Raw genomic sequence first — 20,941 nt, 5'->3', positions numbered from 1 at the left:
CAGTCAGAGCCACCCCAGAGGTTTTACTTCGCGAAACTCATGTACTTGAAGTGAGGCTGATCTTCAGGCTGCACACCAAAGTTGATGTCTTTTCGCATACTCCAGTTTAAAACCTGGTTATGGATTGGAATGTAAAGGATATCGCTTTGGACTTGCTCCCAGATTTTAGCGATAGTTGCATTACGCGTGTCCAAATTAACTTCAGACTCAAGACTAACAATCATCTTGTCAACGTCTGCATTACTGTATCCGGTATTGTTCCAGCTACCGCGCTCATCGGCATCGGTGTGAGCCAGATAGTTAAAGACGTAGTGAGAATCGAAAGTTGGAACACCCCAGCCCAACATATAGAACTCAGTGGTGCGATTCTGAATCAGTGGGAAATGCTGTGCCTTTGGCTTCGCATCAAGATTCACCTTGATTCCGATCTTACCGAGCATACCAACAGCGGCCTGACAAATCGCTTCATCGTTTATATAGCGGTCGTTCGGGCAGTTCAGGGTGATCGAGAAACCATCGCCATAGCCTGCTTCAGCCATCAGCTTCTTCGCTTTGTCCACGTCTGTCTCAGGTACTACATCTAATGCTTCAGTCCAGCCATTAACAAACGGAGGCATGATAACTCCTGTTGGAGATGACTGATCACGCATTACTACCTTTTTGATAGCGGCACGGTTAATCGCGATGTTCATCGCTTCACGCACTTTTTTCTCAGCAAATGGGTTTTTGCCTTCTACAGAGTCGGTTTCCAGATCCGCTTTACCTTGCTGCATACCAAGGAAAATGACGCGATTTTGTGGTGCAGTTACGACTTTCAGTTTGTCCTGCTCTGCAACACGACCCAGATCCTGTACCGGTGCATCCTGTACGAAATCGACTTCACCTGACAGCAGGGCAGCAACACGAGTTGCGGCTGACTGGATCGGTGTAAAGACAATCTCAGTCACTTCCAGTGGGAAAGTGCCTTTACCCCAGTAATTTGGGTTAGCCTTCATCACTGTTTTTTCATCAGGCTTTCTGGATACCAGCATGAAAGCACCCGTACCGTTTGCATTGGCAGAGGCAAATGTGGTCTCACCATTCGCGAAATCCTGCGGTACTTCACTTTTGTTTTCCTTAGTCCAACCCTCATCCATCATAAACAGGTTGGTCAGGTTGTTAGCCAACAGTGGGTTAGGGCCATTGGTTTCGATATCTACGGTATGGTCATCGACCTTGCGTACTTCTTTGATCGATGTCAGCAGACCTTTTACGTCAGCGGTATCCATTTTGGCGCGATTCAAACTGAATACAACGTCATCAGCGGTAAAGTCCTGACCGCCGTGGAATTTAACATCTTTACGTAAGTTGAAACGCCAGACGTTCGCGTTGTCAGCAAGTGGCGCCCAAGATGTGGCTAGTGCCGGAGTGATTTTTCCTTCCATGTCACGGTGTAGCAATGGCTCATACATTTGATGAGCTACCGTATGAGTCTGTCCTTCGTTTTGAGCATGCGGATCAAGCGTTAATGAATCGCCGGAATATGCCCATCGTAGTGTTTGTGCCTGTCCTACTGAGGTTAAGGACGCTGCCAAGATTGCAGCTGTGAGTACTGTTCTGGTTTTCAAGATCGTTCTCCTGGAAGACATTTCTGAAGTTAGACATACTAAAGGAAGCTGGTATATCACGCCAATACTACTTACTGTAGAAGTCTGGATTTATTATTGTATACATTAAAGGCCTGTTTGAACATCATTCAGTATTGGAGATGCTGGATTTTCTTGTTAGTGAATTTAACGCAGGCAATGAACGAACATTCCTGTCAATCGTTTGCAGAACGTAGACAGTCCTGAGGGTTTAGTTATACTGTGAGTAATCAGATCGACAACTCTGAGTCTTATGACTAAATCTTCAGTAACTTCAACCGATGTCGCCAAGCTGGCTAATGTATCTCAGTCAGCGGTAAGTCGAACCTTTACACCCGGCGCTAGTGTATCGGGTAAAACCCGTGAGCGTGTTTTGGCAGCCGCGAAAGAGCTGGGCTATCGTCCCAACGTACTCGCTCGCTCATTGATTAGTGGGCGTTCACGGATTATCGGCTTGGTGATTGCCTATCTGGAAAATCATTTTTACCCTATCGTGATTGAAAAACTCTCCCGCTCGCTGCAAGCACGTGGTTATCACGTGTTGCTGTTTATGACCGAACCCGGACAGCAGGACGAAGTGATTCAGGAGATTCTCCAATATCAGGTCGATGGCGTGGTATTGGCATCCGTGACTCTGTCCTCTCATATCGCCCAGGAGTGTGCTGGTTTGGGCGTGCCTGTGGTGCTGTTTAATCGCTATGTGCCGGATACACAGGCCAGTTCTGTTGTGTCTGACAATGTCAGTGGTGGACGCATGCTGGCCGAGTTGCTAATCAAAGAAGGGCACAATAACATTGCTTTTATCGCCGGACAGGAAAACTCATCAACCAATGTTGAGCGTGAGCAAGGCTTTAATGAGGCTTTAGCCGCTGCAGGTTTGCAAGTGAGTCAACGCGCGGTTGGCTATTACACCTTTGAAGGAGCCACGATTGCCGCCCGGGAAATTCTGGATCAGGCAGTGCCAGATGCCATTTTTGTGGCGAATGATCACATGGCTTTTGCTGTCATGGATGTGATTCGTGGTGAATATGGTTTACGCATTCCTGAAGATATCTCTGTGGTTGGGTATGACGATGTGCCGGAAGCAGGATGGCCGTCCTATAACCTTACTACTGTTGAGCAGCCGGTTGAGAAAATGATCGCTGATACAGTGGAGATTTTGCTGGAGCAGATGGAGCACAAGCAAGTAAGCCCGACACGTCGGGTGACAGAGGCGGGCTTGATGTTACGGGGGTCTACTAAAAGCAGTCTTGCATAAGTCCTTAGTTATGGTTCAACCGATAAAACCGCTCCGCATTTCCAGAGAATACCCCTTCAATCGCAGTTTCATTCAACCCTGCATTCGTACAGCACTCCAGCACACTATCCACCACAAAATCATAAGGGCGCATTAATTTATCCACCGGATAATTACTCCCAAACATCACCCGCTCAGCACCAAATAGCTCCAGAATATCATTCACAATCGCTTGAATACTCTGCGCTGTCCACTGCGGATCAAACATACCAAAGCCGGATAACTTGATATGACAATGTTCCAGCTGAGCCAATTCTTTCAACCCTTGCCTCCATAATAAGTGCCCGGATTTGCTTTGATCATAAGGACTACCGGCATGGTCAATAACCACCGGAATGTCAGGGTGTTTTGCAAAAAACGCAGCAGCATCCGGCATTTGCTGAGGGTAAAGCTGTAAGTCAAACGACAGATTGTGTGCGGTTAGCAACGCAAATTGCTCACGCCAGATCATGTGACCCAGATACTCAACCTGTGTAAAACTGATCTCCGGTCGGTCATCAATCCGGCTGATAATCTGCCGCACACCGCGAAAGCCCGGTAGCTGCATATAGCGCTCCAATAGCTTGGGCGTATCTGCGCTAGTGAGATCCACAAAGCCAACATGTGCAGAGGGTATGTCATGCGTCTGACTGAGTGATTCTATCCACTCCGCTTCTTTTACCGGATCAGGAATCGCCCCGTCACATTGCACATGAATGGAGCCTGCCAGCTCATGCTTTTGTGATTCAGCCTTGAACTCTTCGGCTAAGTAATCGCGTTGAATTGGCGTCGGGTCGCCAAACGGTTTCATCGCGCCTTTGTTTTGTAGCCAGACATAGCCAATGCCAGTTGGGTCAGTATCAGGGCACCAAAGATGGTGGTGTGAGTCGATGATTTTCATGGGTATCTCCATGCTGTGTTTACAGGTTGCGGCTTAGGTGAGTCATAATGCTCAAGGCGAAATGCTCAAGTACAAACTTAAAGGTTTGCGCTTCCAAGGTTGTAGTTGCTTAAGGAGGATTACAAATGCCGGCAGTACGCTCCAGAATATCCAGTCCCTGTTGCTTCAGCCAGTAAGGCAGGTCAATGAAAATCCAATTTTCCTCCAGCTTATCGCCCTGGCGACGATAGACATCAACCACCTGCATGGTTGCATTGACTTGGCCGCCGGGCAAGCCCAACCAACCACCGATGGGTGTATTGGAGAGATTTGGCCAGCCAAAGAAACAAGCATAGTCTCCCTCAGCAAAGCGGCAGACATGACCGTTGAATTTTTTATCCGCCAGATTCTCACGAAACGGCAGTTGGTGTTGTTCCTGATAACGAGGGATGGTGTATGTCGCCCCAATGCCTGCAGGTCCATACCAGATCATATTGTTTGACCAGGTGCGTTCGAGAATTTCAGGCGGGCAAGTCATTGAGCCACTTTCATTTAATGCGTTTAAGTCATCCACCATACGGTTGAGTAATTCGAGTGTGATATCACCTTCTTTGGGGTCGGCGTCATCAAACAACAGCCCATCATGAGTGCGCGGGCCGGGGTAGTTGTAGTAGCTACCGGTAGAGGGTGGCAGGGGATTGATACCTGCCTGCAGCATCATACCAAGGACATCCACAAATAATCCGGTTTTGGTGATCTTTCCGTTTTCCACACAGTTAAACTCTGCGTAGCGCAGGTTGGCGACTTTGCGGGAATGAGGAATACCGAGCCATGGCGCATCGAACAGCCCCATGAAATTACCCATGCTCATCACCCATTGCTCATCGGCATAGATATTGGTGCCACCAATAAAAATATCCTGACGTCGTTGTATGTGTTTGAGCGAACCGAGCAGGGGACGCCAGAATGAGTTGGCAGCGGCTTGTGCACCGTGTTGTTCACGAAAAGGGTACACGCCACGCCATAGATAATCATCGGCGGTGTAATGTTTGAGAACCTCGCAAACGGTGTCGGGAGTGGCTTGCTCCATCGCGTCAAAATACTCACGTACCACTTGTTTGGCGGCTTGATATTGGCTCATTGCTTGCTCCTGATTGAGATGCGTTGAAATTCATTTTGCATTCGTATGCAAATTATGGCAAGTTAAATGCAAATCAGCGAATGTTGGTGTCATTCCCGGAGGGCAGCGAAGCACATGGCAAGTATTAGCTTATCCAATTTATCGAAGCGGTGGGGCAAGGTCTATGGCGCCCGCAATATTAATCTGGATATCGCTGACCGGGAGTTCATTGTATTCCTCGGGCCATCCGGATGCGGTAAAACTACCACCATGCGTATGATTGCCGGTTTGGAAGATCCTTCCGAAGGTGAAATTCGTATCGGTGACCGCGTCGTCAATAAGCTGGAACCGAAAGATCGCGATGTGGCGATGGTGTTCCAAAGCTATGGCCTGTATCCCAATCTCACCGTATACGAAAATATTCGCTTTCCCCTCAAAGTTCGCAAAGTTGATGAAACCACTCATGATGAACGGGTCAGGCGAGCTGCCGCAATGGTTGAGTTGGGCGACTTGTTAGATCGTTTGCCACGTGAATTATCCGGTGGGCAACGTCAGCGTGTTGCATTGGCCCGTGCCGTGGTGCGTGAGCCAACAGTTTTCCTGATGGATGAGCCGCTATCCAACCTGGATGCCAAGTTGAGGGTATCAACCCGTGCTCAACTGAAAAATTTACAACATGAACTTCAAGTGACCACAATTTACGTCACCCATGACCAGATCGAAGCGATGACGCTGGCAGACCGTGTGGTGGTGATGGAGTCGGGTGAAATTCAACAAGTCACGTTGGGCTTTCGTGCGGAAGATGCACAAGTCAGTGGAACACTGAATCAATCCAATGCTGAGATACTGGCACCTGTCTACAGCATGGAGTTACTCGGAGATGCGACCATGGTGTCGGTTCGGGTAGGAGAGGCAATGGTGTCGGTAAAGGCAGACAAAGATTATCGGATCGGAATAGGCGAGCCGATAGGTTTGGAGGTTGCAGCAGCGATTTGTCACTTGTTCGATAAGAACACGGGTGAGCGCTTGTCGCTGGATTAATAATTACTGGAGGTTTACTAATGAAGAAGCAGATTTTAGCAATGGCACTGGGTATCGCGATGCTTGGTTCCGGTCAGGCGATGGCTGCCTGCGCTTTTGAAAATAAGACGGAAATTAAATCACTGTCAGCGGGCTTTGAAGCATGGAAAGCTGTGACAGACGCGATGGCTGAGTGTGGCAATGTGAAAGCAGAGCTGGATCAGGAATTCAGAAAGAAGCAACCAGAAGCAATGAAAGCCAATCCGTCGTTGTATCACATCGGTGGTGTGGCTAACGGTACCTTGGTGCCACTGTTATCCGACAATCTGGTACGCCCGCTAGACTCGCTGGTCGAGAAATACGGCCAGAACCTGACACCAAATCAGTTGATCAAAATCGATGGCAAGACCATGGCGATTGCCATGATGGTTAACGCACAGCACCTGATGTATCGCGAAGATATTCTTAAGGATTTGGGCATTGACATCCCGCAGTCTTATGACGAAGTGTTGGCTGCAGCCAAGAAAATCAAAGAAGCCGGTGTGGTGGATTATCCATTGGGTGGAACCTTCAAAACCGGTTGGAACCTTGGTGAAGAGTTCGTGAATATGTACATGGGCTTTGGTGGTGAGTTCTTAGGTGAAGGTAATAAGCCAACTATCAATAATGAAGCCGGTGTTAAGACCTTGGAAATGCTGAAGGCGTTGACGGAGTACATGGATCCTGAGTATCTGGTGTCTGACTCAACCTACGTACAGCAGCAGTTCCAGCAAGGCAAAATCGCCATGGCAAATCTGTGGGCGTCGCGTGCTGCAGCAATGGATGATGAAAAAGAGTCCAAAGTGGTTGGTAAAGTAGCGATGGCTGCAGCCCCCGTTGCCATGGAAGGCGGCAAGCCTGCAACCACTATCTGGTGGGATGGTATTACCATCGCGCAAAATATTACGGATGAAGAAGCGGATGCTGCGTTCCGTGTGGCGATGGAAGGTATCGACGAGGAAATGGTTAAAGCCCATAACGATGATGCTGTTTGGTTAGTGAAGGGTTATGTACCGGGCCGTTTGGCGGCAGGTGCGGCAGCCTCTGCTGAAAAAGGCGCACCGGCTTATCCTGCTTCAAAAGCAAATGGAATGATGCATACCGCACTGGGTAATGGTGTGGCGGCATTCCTGACGGGCGACAAAGATGCAAAAACGACTCTGGCTGATATCGAAGCGGAGTACACCAAAGCAGCTAAAGAAGGCGGCTTAATTAAGTAAGCCAGTGCTTACTACGCTTTTCGGAGCGCATAGTATTATTGATAGAGGTGATTCCACTTTGCTCATTACGATGGGCAGGGTGGAGTCTTGCAGAATTTAGGCCGCTCGATCAGGGAGGTTCGCACCCATGAAGTTTAAAACGTTTGTTGCTTTTGTCGGGCCTTCAATCCTGATGATGCTGCTGTTTATCGCTGCCCCGTTGGTCAGCGTATTTGTACAAAGTTTTTACCATACTCAACCCGTTTACGAGACCGTTACGGAAGAGGTGTGTACCCCCGGATTTCTCACGCAAATCTGTAATACGCAAGAAAAGTCGCGCGCCATGGTGGATGAGAATGGCGAGAAGATCATGCAGACAAAATTTGTGGGTTTGCAAAGCTATAGCGACATACTGGACTTTGGACGAGTCGGGCAAGCCATCGAAAGTGGCAAGTGGTCTGAAATCCTCAATATCGACTTTTGGAAAGCACTGCGCTTTACCCTGACATTTACCTTACTGACTTTGCCCCTGGTGATTTTGGTAGGGCTGGCATTGGCGATTGCGGTGAATAACGTCACCAAGCATATTCGCGGGCCTGTGATTTTTATTACCCTGTTGCCGTTTATTATCACGCCGGTGATTGGAGCGCTATCGATTCGATGGTTATTTATCGGTGATGGCATTATGACCGCCATGCTGGAAAGCTGGCTGCAGCGTGATATCGCTATGTGGTTGTACCGCACCTGATGCCCCTAATTATTTTTGTTGCGCTGATTCATCTGATGGATTGCTATCGGGTATTTGAGGAGATTGTTGGCTTCTCCAGTCAGGCGCATGTGATTTCTCTGCAATGGTTAACCTATGACTTCCTGACACCGGATGACAGTGGCAACCGTTCGATTTCCCGAGCCTCGGCCAGTGCCATGCTCACCATGATCGGCATCGTGCTGTTGCTGATTCCGTTATTAAAACGCACCTGGCGCGACCACCAGCGGGGAGGCCATTAATGAGTACACCTAAGGCATTACGCCAACCTGCTTCTCTGCGATTTTTATCCGGTGGTTTTCTGGCGCTGTGGTGCGTGATTGCTGCATTCCCGATTTTCTGGATTGGGGTGATGAGCATCAAAGTACCGGTGGATGCATTCGCGGCAAATCCGCTAGGCGTGATTATCGGGCCAGAGACGCTGGCCGCTGGAAAAGGCTTATCTATTATCGATCTGGTGATTGGTTTGGCTGTGTTGGTACTGACCTTGTGGTTGGCGCTTAAATGGCTGCCGGACAAAGTTCGTCGCTATGCACCGTGGGATCAACTTTGGCTGAGCTGGATCATCGGTTCGTTGGCCTTCGGACTCGCGTTTATTTTGCTGTTTTTTGGTGTATTACCATCGATATTATCTGTGCTCAACGGCGCAGCGGGCGCACTGGGTGAGCCTGTATTAGGACTCACCACAGAACATTATCAAGCCGTTTGGGTGGAGAATGAGTTCTACCGCAACTTTATCAATTCCTTATTGGTGACCGCTGGGGTGGTGCTGTTGTCACTAACCGTTGGTACCTTGGCAGGCTATGGTCTGGCACGTTCGGGGTCGAATTTAGCATTCTGGTTATTGATTATTGCGCTGATCTTCCGCGCCTTACCACACTCGGTATTGGTGGCAGGATACCTGCCGGTCTTCATCAGCTCCTCAGAGTGGTTAGCGCCCATCTTTGGTGATGCTGCGCCGACTTTATATGGACAGCCCTGGGCGGTGATTGCGGTACTGGTTGCCATCAATCAGCCGTTTACTATTTGGATGTTGCGCAGCTTTTTCCAGAGCATTCCCACCGAATTGGATGAAGCTGCACGTGTGGATGGTTGTACGCATTTTGAAGCCTTTCGCCGCGTGATTATGCCGGTGATGTGGCCGGGTGTGATTACCACCGGACTATTTAGCTTCCTGCTGGCGTATAACGATTTCCTTGTGACCTCGCTATTGTTGGATGCGCAGAACCAAACCATGGTGCCTGCCATTGCCGGTTACTTTAACCGTGAAACCACCACCACGGATCAGGTGGAAGCGGTGGCTGCTGCAGTGTCGATTATTGCGCCATTGTTCTTGCTGGTGATGGTATTCCAGAAGCAGATTGTTAGTGGATTGACGGCGGGGGCGGTTAAGGGGTGATTACGCTTCAGAAAGCTAAATTGCTATCTGGTAAAGGAGTGCTGCCCTGAAAAGGTTATGCCAAGACTATCTTTTTCATCTGACTGTCATACCTGTAATGCTGAATTTGCGAGCTAATTATTAACTCAATTGCACGATTTATTGCGTCAAGTGGTGCAATAAACCATTCACGAGGTTGGTGCATTTTCCCCTTGTGGTCAGCTACTTCAACATCTAAGCAAACATCCGCAAAAAAACGATGGAGTAGTTTTTCGAATTTCTGAGTATTCATATTGTAAGCGTAATACTCAGCAACAATGCTCACCGGAGCCATCAAATAGGTTGGCTCGTTAGCTGCGTTTGATATTCTTTTCTCCACCGTTGTTGTTGAAAAGCCAACCTTATACAAGTGCTCAAGACTTTGAATCTCAGCGTTCTTACTCTGTGGTTGGAGAATGTAGATATAGCCCGCTAGCGTATCCTCTTCTTTCACCACACCCAAGTTCTTCTGAAACTCATCATTTATCTGGTCTTCAGTCTGAGTCACTGTTTTCCCGCCCTTATCCAAGGCTTTAGCTAGGGAACGTGATAACATATTAGACTCAGTACCGTTCTCAAAAATACAGCGAGTTCGACCATCTTCACGGAACCGCTTCCCATCTATAGTTTTAGAGATAGTTGCTGTTTCTTTTCTCTCAAGGAATAGCAAAACGCCATCTAAAATATAATAATTCCCTTCAACTAATGCCTCGCCTTTATTCTCATAAGGGAGGAGCTTACGCTTGTTCTCACGTATCTCACTTTGTACCTGTATGAACTGAGCTTCATAACGCGCAAAGTCTTTACACGGCTTGCGCTTAGCAACAAAGTCAGTAGCTGCCCTTGAAGTAGTTGGGAGGCTCTCGATGTTGAACAGGTCAGCACCTTCCTCTATATCATCACCAAGTAAACCAAGTGGGTCAGCCTCAAAAATATCCTCAACAGATTCAACCTCAAATGGCTCAGGGCTCTCAACACCCTCCAACAAATTGTGTCTATCTAAACCCAGCAAAGTTGCCGCTTTTTCGGGGCTCTCTCTTAAGCCACTTAATCGGCTAAACAACTTACGCTCATTAATATCACGACTCTTTGTTGGTTCGTGGCCATGCTCATCAATAAACTGATTAATTGCATCAAAAGACTCTTTAAGGCGACTGTCTGGACTGATCACAGAAGAGGTCTTTGGTTTTTCCTTTAGCAAATCCAAGGGGTCATTCTCCAGAATCGCTTTTAACTCTTTTTCAAAATCAATCATTTATTTCTGCCTAGCTTGTTCTTTGCGCTTGTGCCTTAGGTAAACAATGGCCTCAGCCATACGCTTTTCACTGGGGTCATTCGAGTTAATATTTGGCTCGCGCCCATGCTGCTTCATAAAAGGCGGTATTTTATCACGATACAAGATCACCGCTTCTTCATCCGAAATATCAATGCGGCCTGCATCAATCGTATCTTGAATAACCCTTAGCAAATTAGCCGTCACATTTTTAGATAATACTTCGAATGCTTTTTGAAACGGGTTCACCTTGTCGATCATATTGATATGCAGATCATCAATATTCACAAACTTCCCCGCCATTCGGACAAACTTCTTCCCTCCAACCTCTTTTACTTCACCATTTTTAACAGCTGAGTCCACAACCACATGCTGTCTTATCTCCTCGACCTCTTCAGCAGTCAGTTCGGGGTACTTCTTCTGAATAATCTTAGGTATCAAGACTTTGTTAATAACTTCTGGATCAACTGCTTCACCGGCAGACGCTTTCAGTATCTGATCATCTTGCAAAATTGTTGCTTTCAAATCGTTTAAATCTGAATCAACAATATCCTTCACACGCTCAGTGGACGGCTCCTTAAAGCCACCAATCTTAATCGTCCCCGGCTTGGCTTCTTCATCATCAAACTTCTTCGTTTTGAAAACGAAATTAGGCGCTAATACCTGTTCCATCAAAAGTGAAGCACTAATCGCTTTTAGCATGTTGTTGACGGAGAGTTTAACCATGCCGTCTTCTGCATCAGGTTGGGCAATCAAGTTGGTGAACTGTGAATGTGTTTTATTGCTACTATCACGCGTTGCTCGACCAATAATCTGGATGATCTCAGTCAGTGAGCCTCTATATCCAACTGTTAGTGCATGTTCACAGTAAGGCCAATCAAACCCTTCCTTAGCCATACCCAATGCGATAATTAAATCCAGATCATCAACCGCATCCATCACGCGCATATATGCGGTTATTTTATCCCTGTCTTTCGGGTTATCATTCACCAAGTCAGCGACTTTGATGATTTTGCCGTCCTTGTGACGCTTTACATTAATCACGCCCGTCGTTTCATCCTGCGACACAACATCACCGATAGTATCTAAGATGCGGTCTACTTCTTTGTACTTCTCTTTAGTTGACTCACCTGAGTTCACGCTTGGAATATGCAGAATGGTTTTTTTATCGGTATCCAACACTTCATCAATAGCCGTCAAATAACTGCGCTGATAAAAGTGATAGCCAATACCTAGTGTTTTTAGGTGTTTGTAGCCATTGAGCTGCTGAAAATAGTTATAAATGACCTTTTGGAATTTAGCTTCTTCCTCGGGCAATAAAACAGGAACACTATCCCCCCTGAAGTAAGACCCTGTCATCGCGATAATATGCGCGGAGGTGTTGCTCATAATAGAACGCATCACCTCACCTAATCGGTTCTCAGCATCAGCCGATATATGGTGAAACTCATCAATCGCAATCAAACAATCATTAAACTTATCTTCTGCCACCGCATCAAAAGCAAAGCGTAACGTGGCATGCGTACACACCAAAACCGTTGCATTGGAATCATCCATAAAACCCGCAAACGCTTTAACCTTGCTCTTATCACCACCGGGGGTGCAGAGGTTGTATTTACTAGCTACTTCCCAGTCAGCAAAGAAGCCATAGGTCGTTAAATCAGTCGAGGCAAATGACGAGCCAATCGAGCGCTCAGGTACGGCAACAATGACCTTCCTGAGCCTTTGGTTGAATAACTTGTCTAAGGCCAAAAACATAAGCGCGCGGGACTTACCAGAGGCTGGCGGTGCTTTTAGTAACAGGTATTGGGCATCTTTTGCTTCAAATGCTTTTTCCTGCATATCGCGCATACCAAGTGAGTTGGTATTTAAGCTGTTACCTGTTTGGGCGTAAGTTACATCTACAAAGTTTGGCATTTTTATATCCAATAGAGTGGTTGCAGGTCATCCATCAAGTCTGAAATTTCGGTATCTGTTAACTTTAAAGTGTGAGTGTTTTTTATACTTTTAAACTTCTCAATCAAATAGCTATCAAATAAACAGAAACGGCTATGATTATGATATATATGATGATTTATGTTTTTCTTAACCCCTAAACATAGAACCTGTCAAATGACCATCAAATAAGATTCTAGATAGATAGCTTCAATACCACGAAGGCACGTACTTCATATATTTTCGGCCAGCGTCAATATCGTAAGCTCTGATCTCTTCGGCATCGACTGTGTCTTTGATAACACGTGAAACAGTGGCACTATTTTTCTTCTCAATCCCAAACCGTTCTCTCAGACTCGCATTGGTCATAAAGTCACGCTGAACATAGCGTAAGCAAGCATGCAAATAACACGCTCTAATACGGTCAGCTTTATCCATATCTGTAAACTCACGATGAGCAAAAAGTACAGAGCGTGTATGCTCATCTGTTGTTTCAAATATAGGTGCTGGTAGTTGGTAGAACTCTGTCTCAAATACGACTTTATCAACGCCGCTACCTCGTTGCTCACATATCCCAACCCGACGCATAAATGATGCAAGTGCCTCGTTGCGTGACTTAGGCGGGCTGTCCAGAAAGCGATTAGTTTTCACTAATGGTTTGCCGGGGTTAGTAATTTCCATACGGTTAGAAAATATTTCAACAAGTGGGGCGGTGCCTGTTGCATGAAGGTCTTGATGGATAATTGCGTTCGCGACCAGCTCTCTGATCGCTAGCTCAGGAAACATCGGTACTTCACTACGCAGCGCTTTACCAATCACCTCATTAGAGGGTAATAAATTGGTGATGAAGTCAATCAGACCTTCAAAACCCGTGGCATAACCTTTAGTACCTTCTTGCTCCCTAATCGTCTCAACCTTATTCTCGCCTTTGTATAAAATGACTCGAATGGCTTTGTGTTTTAGTGTGCTGAAGTCAGATAGCTTTTTTGCCAGTAATAGCGCACCAAGGTTGGTGATATTCCATTGGCCTGAGTCATTTTTTACGATCATATCTTCAGATGATAGTGCCTCTAAAATAGCGTCTCTCCCTTCCGGAAAAGGGAGTTTAAGAAGCTCAAAGTAGGCAGGGTAATCTAATAAGGCAATGACTTTTTCAGCTGAAACGTTTTCAGCAGCGATTTCTTTTTCAAATGGCGTGTTATCTAATGCTCTCCATAGATCACGCGCTTTCTCAGAGTAGTCTTTGAGCTTCTTTTTATAAGTACCGACGCGAATAAACTCTACACCTTTAAACTGCACAGGGTGGCGAAAAGCAGCGCTAATTTCTAAAAGAACGACAGCTTTTGCGTCAATTAACAAATGGTGAAACTGAAAGTTGATTTTTGGCTCTAAAAGCCGAAGTAACCAGTTTTCTAACTCTTCGTTTCCGACTTTGGATTGGGTAGGATCAAAGGTCGTTCCAACGATGTTATGTTCTTCGTCATCAACTCCCCATAGCATATAGGCTTGAGTCTTACCTACTAGTGCTGCGGAATTTGCTAAGGCCGAAATATACTCGCCGATCATCTCCTCACCGGCCTTGTTCTGCTTGAACTCTAGCCACTCTGTTTCCTGAGGTAATTTTCGTAACTCATGAACAATACTAACCAAATAATCTTCAGTGCGCTCTATGCTCATGTCTTTACCTTTATACCCTTTTTCTCAGCCTCAATCATTTCCTCATAAAGCTTAAACAAATACTCAAGTCGCTCCTCATCGCTAGTAAACGGTTTTTTGCGATAACACCGCTCTACCGCTAAATCCATTTCATGATGGGCTTGGCGTAAACCATCAGGCATTTTGTCAGGATCGTAAAGCTCTGCCATTGTCTTTTCAGAGTGCTTTTCACGCTCATCTAAAACATTAAATACGTGGTCTTCAAGCATGAGTTTCTGAGCTTCACTGATATCAGGGAAAGGGAAATTGTTATAACAAATTGAAGAGGAGTAGTTAATTCGTGATTCTAGCCGTCCAGCTGTCCCATGAGTCCAAACTAAGTGCATGCGCGAGCTGAGTATAGAAAAAACAAAAATATCACCATCGTAAATCACATGAGCACGATTGGTGACAATATAGGTGTTATCAAGCATACCAATTGGTAAGTGCGTTCGTCTTTCCGAGGATGCGGAAGGTATTAATAGTGTATGGTTTAATGAGGTATTTGTATCTCTAAACTGGTGTGGTCTTGCTGCAAGAAGCTGAGCCCCTTTATCTTTACTTTTTAGTCTTGATAACTTTGTCTGGTTGATCCGTTCTTCAATTAGAGGAATGCTGTTTGCGTATGCTAGTTCGGCATCTTTAATCCATAAGCACCATCGCTCCTTACTGTATAAGAACTCTGTAGCACCAACAACACGTTTAATAAATAAATGAGATTTAGAAGAGCTAGTTGTAATGTCGTTCTTTTCTTTTGGCGTCAAAAACAAATTTCCACCATCAACGGCCTTATTACCATAAGTCATTTTAGGTAGTTGAGATATCTGAGTATTTCTTTTATTGATGAAGACATCTTTGTTGGGTAATAAATATGCATTTATATTTTTAACCGTACGGACATTATCATTTGAATATAAAAGCTTTTTGTTTATGTCGCTTTCTGAACATATCCCAATAATTACACAAGTCACACCAGCATTGTGTTTCGCATTATTTCCCCACTTGAAAGACTGATGAGCAAAGAAAGGCTTTTGTTTCATGCTATAAATATTGGGCCAAAAAATACTAACTTGCTGGCCTTGGGTTATAGAATTAGTTGATACAAAAGCGTACTTTATATTAGTGTCCGTAGTGTAATTGGAGGATAATCGGAACCAGCAACAAATGTAATCTAGGTATTTGTAGCTTTTTATGTCGCCTAGAATATTCTTCATATCTAACTTTTGTTCGGTTGATTGATCATTTGACCAAACATAGGGAGGGTTTCCCATGATGTAAATTTCAGTACCTTGCTCCTTTGGACAGACTTTCTCCCAATCCAATCTAGTCGCATTCCCGCAAACAATATTCCCTCCATCCTGAAGCGGTAACGTTGGTTTCGCACTACCAAACACCTCTTTAAACGCCAAGTTCATTTGATGCTCTGCCAACCACAAAGACAGCTTTGCCGTTTCATGTGCAAAGTCATCTAGCTCTATGCCGTAAAACTGTGTGAGTTTTAGTCCTGACTTAGCTAAGCTCCAATTAAGAGGGGCTATTTCTTGGAGTGCCTGAAATACTTCAATCTCTAATCTACAAAGCTCTTTATACGCAATAATCAGAAAGTTCCCAGAGCCACAGGCAGGGTCAAACAGTCGTAAGTTATAGAGTCTGCTGAGTACTTTTTTGAGCTTGTTTTCGCTGCCTTGCGCTTTCTCCAGCTGCTCTCTCAAATCATTTAAAAACAGCGGCTCGATCACTTTCATGATATTTACAACGGAGGTGTAGTGCATTCCCATGTTGCTACGTTGATCACTATGCACCACCGCTTGTAGCATCGAACCAAAAATATCAGGATTGATCTCTTTCCAATCGAGTGAGCCAGAGTCAATAATGATTTTGCGCGCTTTGGTATTTAAGCGTGGCGCGGGGTACTCAACCGCAAACAATCCGCCATTTACATAAGGAAAGTCTTTGAGGTGCTTGGGCTGCTTATCCCGTGTTTTGACATTGAGGATATTAAACAAGGTGATGAGGTAGTCTTGTAAATCACTGCCGTCTTCCTGTGTGTGCGATGCGATGGCATTGGTGAACTGGCCTTTCTCAAAAATCCCTGTGTCTTCAGCAAAGAAGCAGAAAAGTAGTCGAGACAGAAATATATTGAGGCCGTGTCGTTCTTGGTCTGATTCAATATGGTTCTCTTGAATAATAATGTCGTACAGTTGTGCGAGTTTTTCTGCGGCCTTTATATCCGCCAGATTCAGGTTTTGAATCTGTGTTTTTTCCATGCCAGCCCATGGTAAAAAGAAGGCATAGTTTTCGCTGAGTTCTGTCAACGCTATATCAAGGCTATCACTGGTTTTGGTATCAACAGCCAGCAGACGCTCGAAGTCTGTCACGATAAGGAAACGCGGATGGTGTTTTAAAATCTCGTTATTATTATTTGCCTCATCGATGACAAGGTGCAGGTCTTGTTTTTCTTCAACCTTAAAGAATAGATTTTTTTTCCAAATCAGCTCATTGGCGTTTTTTGATTGGTTGTAGTCGCCTTTCTTTAGGCGTGTGATAGAGGATCGAGGAAGGTCATAAGCCAGCAGTAGTTCATAGATAAACTCATCGTGATTTGCTGTTTCAACAATTGAGCTTATCTTCTGTTCAAGCTTATTCAAATCCATTGATTTTTTTCCCTGTCAGTGCTTGTGTTAGCTTAGGTAAACGATGAGATTAAAGTATACAGATGTGCTACTGGCTCAAGCAATTTTCTCGTTACACGATAATTAAAAATCTATAGCCATCTGGGTCTATATGGTCATTGTAATAACTGGCAACGCTGACATAGTTTGCCATCACATCAAGTGAAAATGTTATGTCTTGGTTGATCTCGAACTCGTATATGTGGCACTGGTATCGGAGTTTTTTAGGCCCAAATAGTTTATGCCTGCCAATCTTCTAAGCGTAACCCCGTCACACGGGAGAACTCCCCCGTATTATTCGTCACTAGCGTTGCATCATGGGCGCGTGCAATCGCGGCAATCATTAAATCATTAGGGCCAATCAAATTGCCTTGTACAGCCAGCAACGCCTTAATTTGTCCATATTCCTCAGCGCTTCGGTCATCAAAGGTTAGGCTTTTAAACGCTTTAAAGAAACGGTCAAGTGTTAAAAGGTTTGACTCCGTTCTTTGGCTCTTTCTGGCACCAAAGAGCAACTCTGCTTTCACGACACTGCACAGTACAAGGTCACGGGCAGCGTGTTGCTGAAATTGATCTTTAACAGCAGGCGAGGTTCCATTGAGAAATTGGATGCAGGTGTTGGTATCTAACAAATACATCAGTCCAGTTCCAATCGTTGTTCATAAGTGCCTTGCTCGCCACGGCTTAGAGGTTCACCTTCCCATGCGCCAAATAGCTCGAAGAAGTCTTCCGGCCAATCTGTGCCAATGTCTTTTTTAATCAGCTCTGCCAGATACTTCGACACACTGATATGTGCTTGTTCTGCTTTGTCTTGTAGCTGACTGGCAACATCGTCAGGTACGTAGCAATGTAGTTGTGGCATAAACAGACCTCCAAATGTATGTGGACTATGTGTGTTTAAGTATAGTCCATTTTTTACTAGGTTCAAAAACAAAATTGCATTCGTATGCAAAAAGAGTATTATCGATTATCAAACATACCCATAGGACGCTCACTATGAAAGGTTCCCGACCCGAACAAGCGGTGCTCAGCCGCGATACTGACCTATCCAAAACTGATGAAACCCGCGCCGTGATTGAAGGCATGGTGGACGGCTTAAACGATCATCGCATTGCGGATATCGGTGAGTTTTTTGCCGAAGGTTTCCGCTGGATGGGCAATACCGGCTGCGGGACTAAAAACGGTTTGCAGGAGTTTCAGGATAACTGGCAAAAGCCTTTTCAGGCGGCGTTTTCTGACAAAGTTTGTGTAGATGAAGCGCGTTTGTATATGGGCGAGTGGGCAGCTGCATTTGGTCGTCAGGAGGCCACACATTCCGGTGACTTTATGGGGATACCCGCTAGTGGCAAGCGGATAGAAATTCGCTACATGGATTTCTGGAAAGTGGTGGATAAAAAAATTGTTGATAACTGGGTGATGGTGGATTTTCCGCATGTCATGGCGCAGTTAGGCAAGGATTGTTTTGACGGCGAAGGTTGGGAAGCGTTTGACCGGGGTGAGAAGGTGCCGCCAAGTCCTTAACGGTCTCGATGAAAGACTGGGAATGTAACAACATTGTCGGTGCTGAAGCTGCAAGCTCAGGTTTGGCACTCAGAATTGAATGGAGTAGAAAATGATCAGACATTTGAAAACGGCCAAGTCTGCCGAGGAACGTGGTGAGGACGACGCTAAGGTTCGCGCCATTGTTGAGGAAACATTGGCAGAGATCGAAGCGCAGGGCGATGCCAAGGTGCGTGAGTTGTCGGTGAAGTTCGATCAGCTGGATCGTGAGAGTTATCGCCTGACACAGGCTGAGATTGAGCAGGCAATGTCAGAGGTTTCAGAGCGTGATCTGGAAGATATCAAGTTTGCTCAAACGCAGATTCGCAATTTTGCACAACACCAGCGCGATTCGATGAAGGACGTCGAAGTCGAGACCATGCCGGGGGTGATTCTGGGGCATAAGAATATTCCGGTGAACTCGGTGGGTTGTTACGTGCCGGGTGGTAAATTCCCAATGGTCGCCTCGGCGCATATGAGTGTGTTGACGGCAAAAGTGGCGGGTGTAAAACGTGTGGTTGCAGCAGCGCCTCCCTATCAGGGAAAGCCGCATCCGGCGATTGTGACAGCGATGCATTTGGCTGGAGCGGATGAAATTTTGGTACTCGGCGGTATGCAGGCGGTCGGTGCCATGGCGCTGGGTACTGAAACCATTGATCCGGTGGACATGCTGGTAGGGCCGGGTAATGCCTTTGTGGCGGAAGCCAAGCGTCAGTTATACGGACGTGTCGGTATTGATTTGTTTGCCGGGCCAACCGAAACCATGGTCATCGCTGACGACACGGTAGATGGGGAGCTGTGTGCTACCGATTTATTGGGTCAGGCGGAGCATGGTTACAACTCGCCAGCGGTCTTACTAACCAATTCTGAGCAGTTAGCGAAAGACACGATGAGCGAGATTGAGCGCTTATTAGAGATACTACCAACGGCAGAAACAGCGGGTAAATCATGGGAAGACTACGGTGAAGTGATCGTCTGCGATACTTATGAAGAAATGCTGGAACAGGCCGACTTTTATGCCTCTGAGCATGTGCAGGTAATGACCGATCGTGATGATTGGTTCCTGGATAATATGACCAGCTATGGCGCGCTGTTTCTCGGCCCGCGCACCAATGTCTCTTATGGCGATAAAGTCATTGGCACTAACCACACCTTGCCAACGAAAAAGGCCGGACGCTATACCGGTGGTTTATGGGTGGGTAAGTTTATTAAAACACATACATATCAGCGCATTACCACGGATGAGGCTTCTGCCTTGGTGGGTGAGTACTGCTCGCGCTTGTGTGCCTTGGAGCACTTTGCAGGGCATGGTGAGCAAGCCAATATTCGCGTACGACGTTACGGCGGTAAAGACGTGCCATACGCCGGAGCTGCCGAGTAACTGCCATGCAAGATATTCATTCTCATCACAAAGCCTTGCTCAAGCCGTTGCGGGATGCTTTGTACCATTACGAGCCGGAGCACGTTCGGGCCACGCTGACCAAGGTGTTCGCCACAGATGCCACGATTCATTTGTGCTTTCCGTTTGAAACTCTACAAGGCCCGATGGCGCTTTATGACGATGTCTTTGTGCCATTGCAAACCGCGATTCCGGATCTGGAGCGTCGCGATACCATTGTCATGGGAGGCGTGACCGAGCATGGCGGAAATTGGGTTGGGTGCGGTGGCTATTACACCGGCAGCTTTATGCAGCCTTGGCTGGACATTCCGCCGACAGGGCACCAAGTGGCGATGCGTTTTCATGAGTTCTATCGCTTTGAAGACGATCAAGTCGTCGAGATGCAAGCGTTGTGGGATATTCCGGAAGTGATGATGCAGGCCAATGCCTGGCCAATGGCACCCAGTCTGGGACGTGAGTGGCAGGTGCCTGCGCCCGCGACCATGGACGGTATTATCACCACGCCGTATGACGCTGAGCAGTCCGAGGCATCTTGTCAGCACATTGTCACCATGCTGGATTACATGAAAAAACATCCCTCGCAGGGTGGGCCGGAAGTCATGGAGATGGCGCGTTTTTGGCATCCGAAAATGAGCTGGTACGGCCCCTCCGGTATCGGTACCGGGCGTGGTATTGCCGGATTCCGCCATTGGCACCAGATTCCGTTTTTAAATGCCATGCCGGATCGCGGGCAATACCTCGATGAAATTACTTACCACTTCTTTGGGGATGCGAATTATGCGGCGGTGACCGGTTGGCCGGATATGGTGCAGACCATTACCCACGATGGCTGGATGGGCATTGCACCTGCGGGCACCAAAGTGACGATGCGTTCACTGGACTTCTGGCGCATTGAAAATGGTCTGATTCGCGAGAACTGGGTGATGGTGGATCTGCTCAGTGTGTATGATCAGATTGGTGTGGATGTGTTTGCCCGACTTCGGGAATTCAACAAAGCACGCAATATGGGCGGCATTCCGTTCCCGATTCCGGAGAATGATATGAACGCATCCCAACCTTAAATCAGAGTGGTTAATCAGACCGAAA

Annotated in this window: 18 protein-coding genes; 9 read left to right on the top strand and 9 right to left on the bottom strand. The window is 46.5% G+C overall.

Features of this window, described 5'->3' with window-relative positions; genetic code table 11:
- Positions 1–23: 23 nt before the first annotated feature.
- A complete protein-coding gene (locus DKW60_RS17625) occupies positions 24–1,607 on the bottom strand; it encodes an ABC transporter substrate-binding protein (RefSeq protein ID WP_109838985.1) in 1,584 nt (527 codons plus the stop codon).
- 271 nt (positions 1,608–1,878) lie between these two features.
- On the opposite strand from DKW60_RS17625, the gene DKW60_RS17620 reads away from it, so the two are divergent.
- On the top strand, positions 1,879–2,883 hold the full coding sequence (locus DKW60_RS17620; RefSeq protein ID WP_109838984.1) for a LacI family DNA-binding transcriptional regulator: 1,005 nt from the start codon (positions 1,879–1,881) through the stop codon (positions 2,881–2,883).
- Positions 2,884–2,887: 4 nt separating this feature from the next.
- Here DKW60_RS17620 and DKW60_RS17615 read toward each other — a convergent pair whose 3' ends face one another.
- Together DKW60_RS17615 and DKW60_RS17610 are read right to left on the bottom strand one after the other, a co-directional pair.
- Positions 2,888–3,802, bottom strand: a complete 915-nt coding sequence (locus DKW60_RS17615; RefSeq protein WP_181389765.1) for an amidohydrolase family protein — start codon at positions 3,800–3,802, stop codon at positions 2,888–2,890.
- 109 nt (positions 3,803–3,911) lie between these two features.
- A complete protein-coding gene (locus DKW60_RS17610; RefSeq protein ID WP_109838982.1) occupies positions 3,912–4,922 on the bottom strand; it encodes a nuclear transport factor 2 family protein in 1,011 nt (336 codons plus the stop codon).
- Between the two features lie 114 nt (positions 4,923–5,036).
- Between DKW60_RS17610 and DKW60_RS17605 the strand changes: the two genes are divergently transcribed.
- From DKW60_RS17605 to DKW60_RS17590, 5 genes are all read left to right on the top strand, one after another.
- Entirely contained in the window at positions 5,037–5,942 is a 906-nt protein-coding gene (locus DKW60_RS17605) for an ABC transporter ATP-binding protein (RefSeq protein ID WP_109838981.1), read from the top strand.
- Positions 5,943–5,962: 20 nt separating this feature from the next.
- Complete coding sequence (locus DKW60_RS17600; RefSeq protein ID WP_109838980.1) at positions 5,963–7,180, top strand: ABC transporter substrate-binding protein; 1,218 nt, start codon at positions 5,963–5,965, stop codon at positions 7,178–7,180.
- A 127-nt stretch (positions 7,181–7,307) separates the two neighbouring features.
- Positions 7,308–7,907, top strand: a complete 600-nt coding sequence (locus tag DKW60_RS17595) for a hypothetical protein (RefSeq protein ID WP_219988811.1) — start codon at positions 7,308–7,310, stop codon at positions 7,905–7,907.
- Entirely contained in the window at positions 7,907–8,167 is a 261-nt protein-coding gene (locus DKW60_RS24120; protein WP_219988810.1) for a hypothetical protein, read from the top strand. The genes DKW60_RS17595 and DKW60_RS24120 overlap by 1 nt, the downstream gene beginning before the upstream one ends.
- The gene (locus tag DKW60_RS17590) at positions 8,167–9,324 is read left to right on the top strand and encodes a carbohydrate ABC transporter permease (RefSeq protein ID WP_109838979.1); all 1,158 of its coding nucleotides are present in this window, start codon (positions 8,167–8,169) and stop codon (positions 9,322–9,324) included. The genes DKW60_RS24120 and DKW60_RS17590 overlap by 1 nt, the downstream gene beginning before the upstream one ends.
- Positions 9,325–9,379: 55 nt before the next feature.
- Here DKW60_RS17590 and DKW60_RS17585 read toward each other — a convergent pair whose 3' ends face one another.
- The 6 genes from DKW60_RS17585 to DKW60_RS17560 all read right to left on the bottom strand — a co-directional run bounded on the left by DKW60_RS17585 (position 9,380) and on the right by DKW60_RS17560 (position 17,779).
- Positions 9,380–10,597, bottom strand: coding sequence for a GIY-YIG nuclease family protein (locus tag DKW60_RS17585; protein ID WP_109838978.1), 1,218 nt, complete (start codon positions 10,595–10,597; stop codon positions 9,380–9,382).
- Entirely contained in the window at positions 10,598–12,532 is a 1,935-nt protein-coding gene (locus DKW60_RS17580) for a DEAD/DEAH box helicase (RefSeq protein ID WP_109838977.1), read from the bottom strand.
- A 228-nt stretch (positions 12,533–12,760) separates the two neighbouring features.
- The gene (locus DKW60_RS17575; protein ID WP_109838976.1) at positions 12,761–14,227 is read right to left on the bottom strand and encodes an ATP-binding protein; all 1,467 of its coding nucleotides are present in this window, start codon (positions 14,225–14,227) and stop codon (positions 12,761–12,763) included.
- Positions 14,224–16,899 carry a class I SAM-dependent DNA methyltransferase gene (locus DKW60_RS24365; RefSeq protein ID WP_109838975.1) on the bottom strand — a complete coding sequence of 892 codons (2,676 nt, stop codon included), beginning with the start codon at positions 16,897–16,899 and terminating at the stop codon, positions 14,224–14,226. Before DKW60_RS24365 ends, DKW60_RS17575 begins: the two co-directional genes overlap by 4 nt.
- A gap of 257 nt (positions 16,900–17,156) precedes the next feature.
- Positions 17,157–17,555, bottom strand: a complete 399-nt coding sequence (gene vapC, locus DKW60_RS17565) for a type II toxin-antitoxin system tRNA(fMet)-specific endonuclease VapC (protein WP_109838974.1) — start codon at positions 17,553–17,555, stop codon at positions 17,157–17,159.
- Positions 17,555–17,779 (bottom strand): hypothetical protein, encoded by a 225-nt coding sequence (locus DKW60_RS17560; protein ID WP_109838973.1) that lies wholly within the window; start codon positions 17,777–17,779, stop codon positions 17,555–17,557. The genes vapC and DKW60_RS17560 overlap by 1 nt, the downstream gene beginning before the upstream one ends.
- A 134-nt stretch (positions 17,780–17,913) precedes the next feature.
- Between DKW60_RS17560 and DKW60_RS17555 the strand changes: the two genes are divergently transcribed.
- From DKW60_RS17555 to DKW60_RS17545, 3 genes are all read left to right on the top strand, one after another.
- On the top strand, positions 17,914–18,438 hold the full coding sequence (locus DKW60_RS17555; RefSeq protein WP_109838972.1) for an ester cyclase: 525 nt from the start codon (positions 17,914–17,916) through the stop codon (positions 18,436–18,438).
- A 91-nt stretch (positions 18,439–18,529) separates the two neighbouring features.
- On the top strand, positions 18,530–19,837 hold the full coding sequence (hisD, locus tag DKW60_RS17550; protein ID WP_109838971.1) for a histidinol dehydrogenase: 1,308 nt from the start codon (positions 18,530–18,532) through the stop codon (positions 19,835–19,837).
- 5 nt (positions 19,838–19,842) lie between these two features.
- Complete coding sequence (locus DKW60_RS17545) at positions 19,843–20,916, top strand: ester cyclase (protein ID WP_109838970.1); 1,074 nt, start codon at positions 19,843–19,845, stop codon at positions 20,914–20,916.
- Positions 20,917–20,941: the final 25 nt, after the last annotated feature.

The organism is Leucothrix pacifica (assembly GCF_003172875.1).
Classification (GTDB): Bacteria; Pseudomonadota; Gammaproteobacteria; order Thiotrichales; family Thiotrichaceae; genus Leucothrix; species Leucothrix pacifica.
This window is presented reverse-complemented; position numbering and strand designations above follow the sequence as displayed.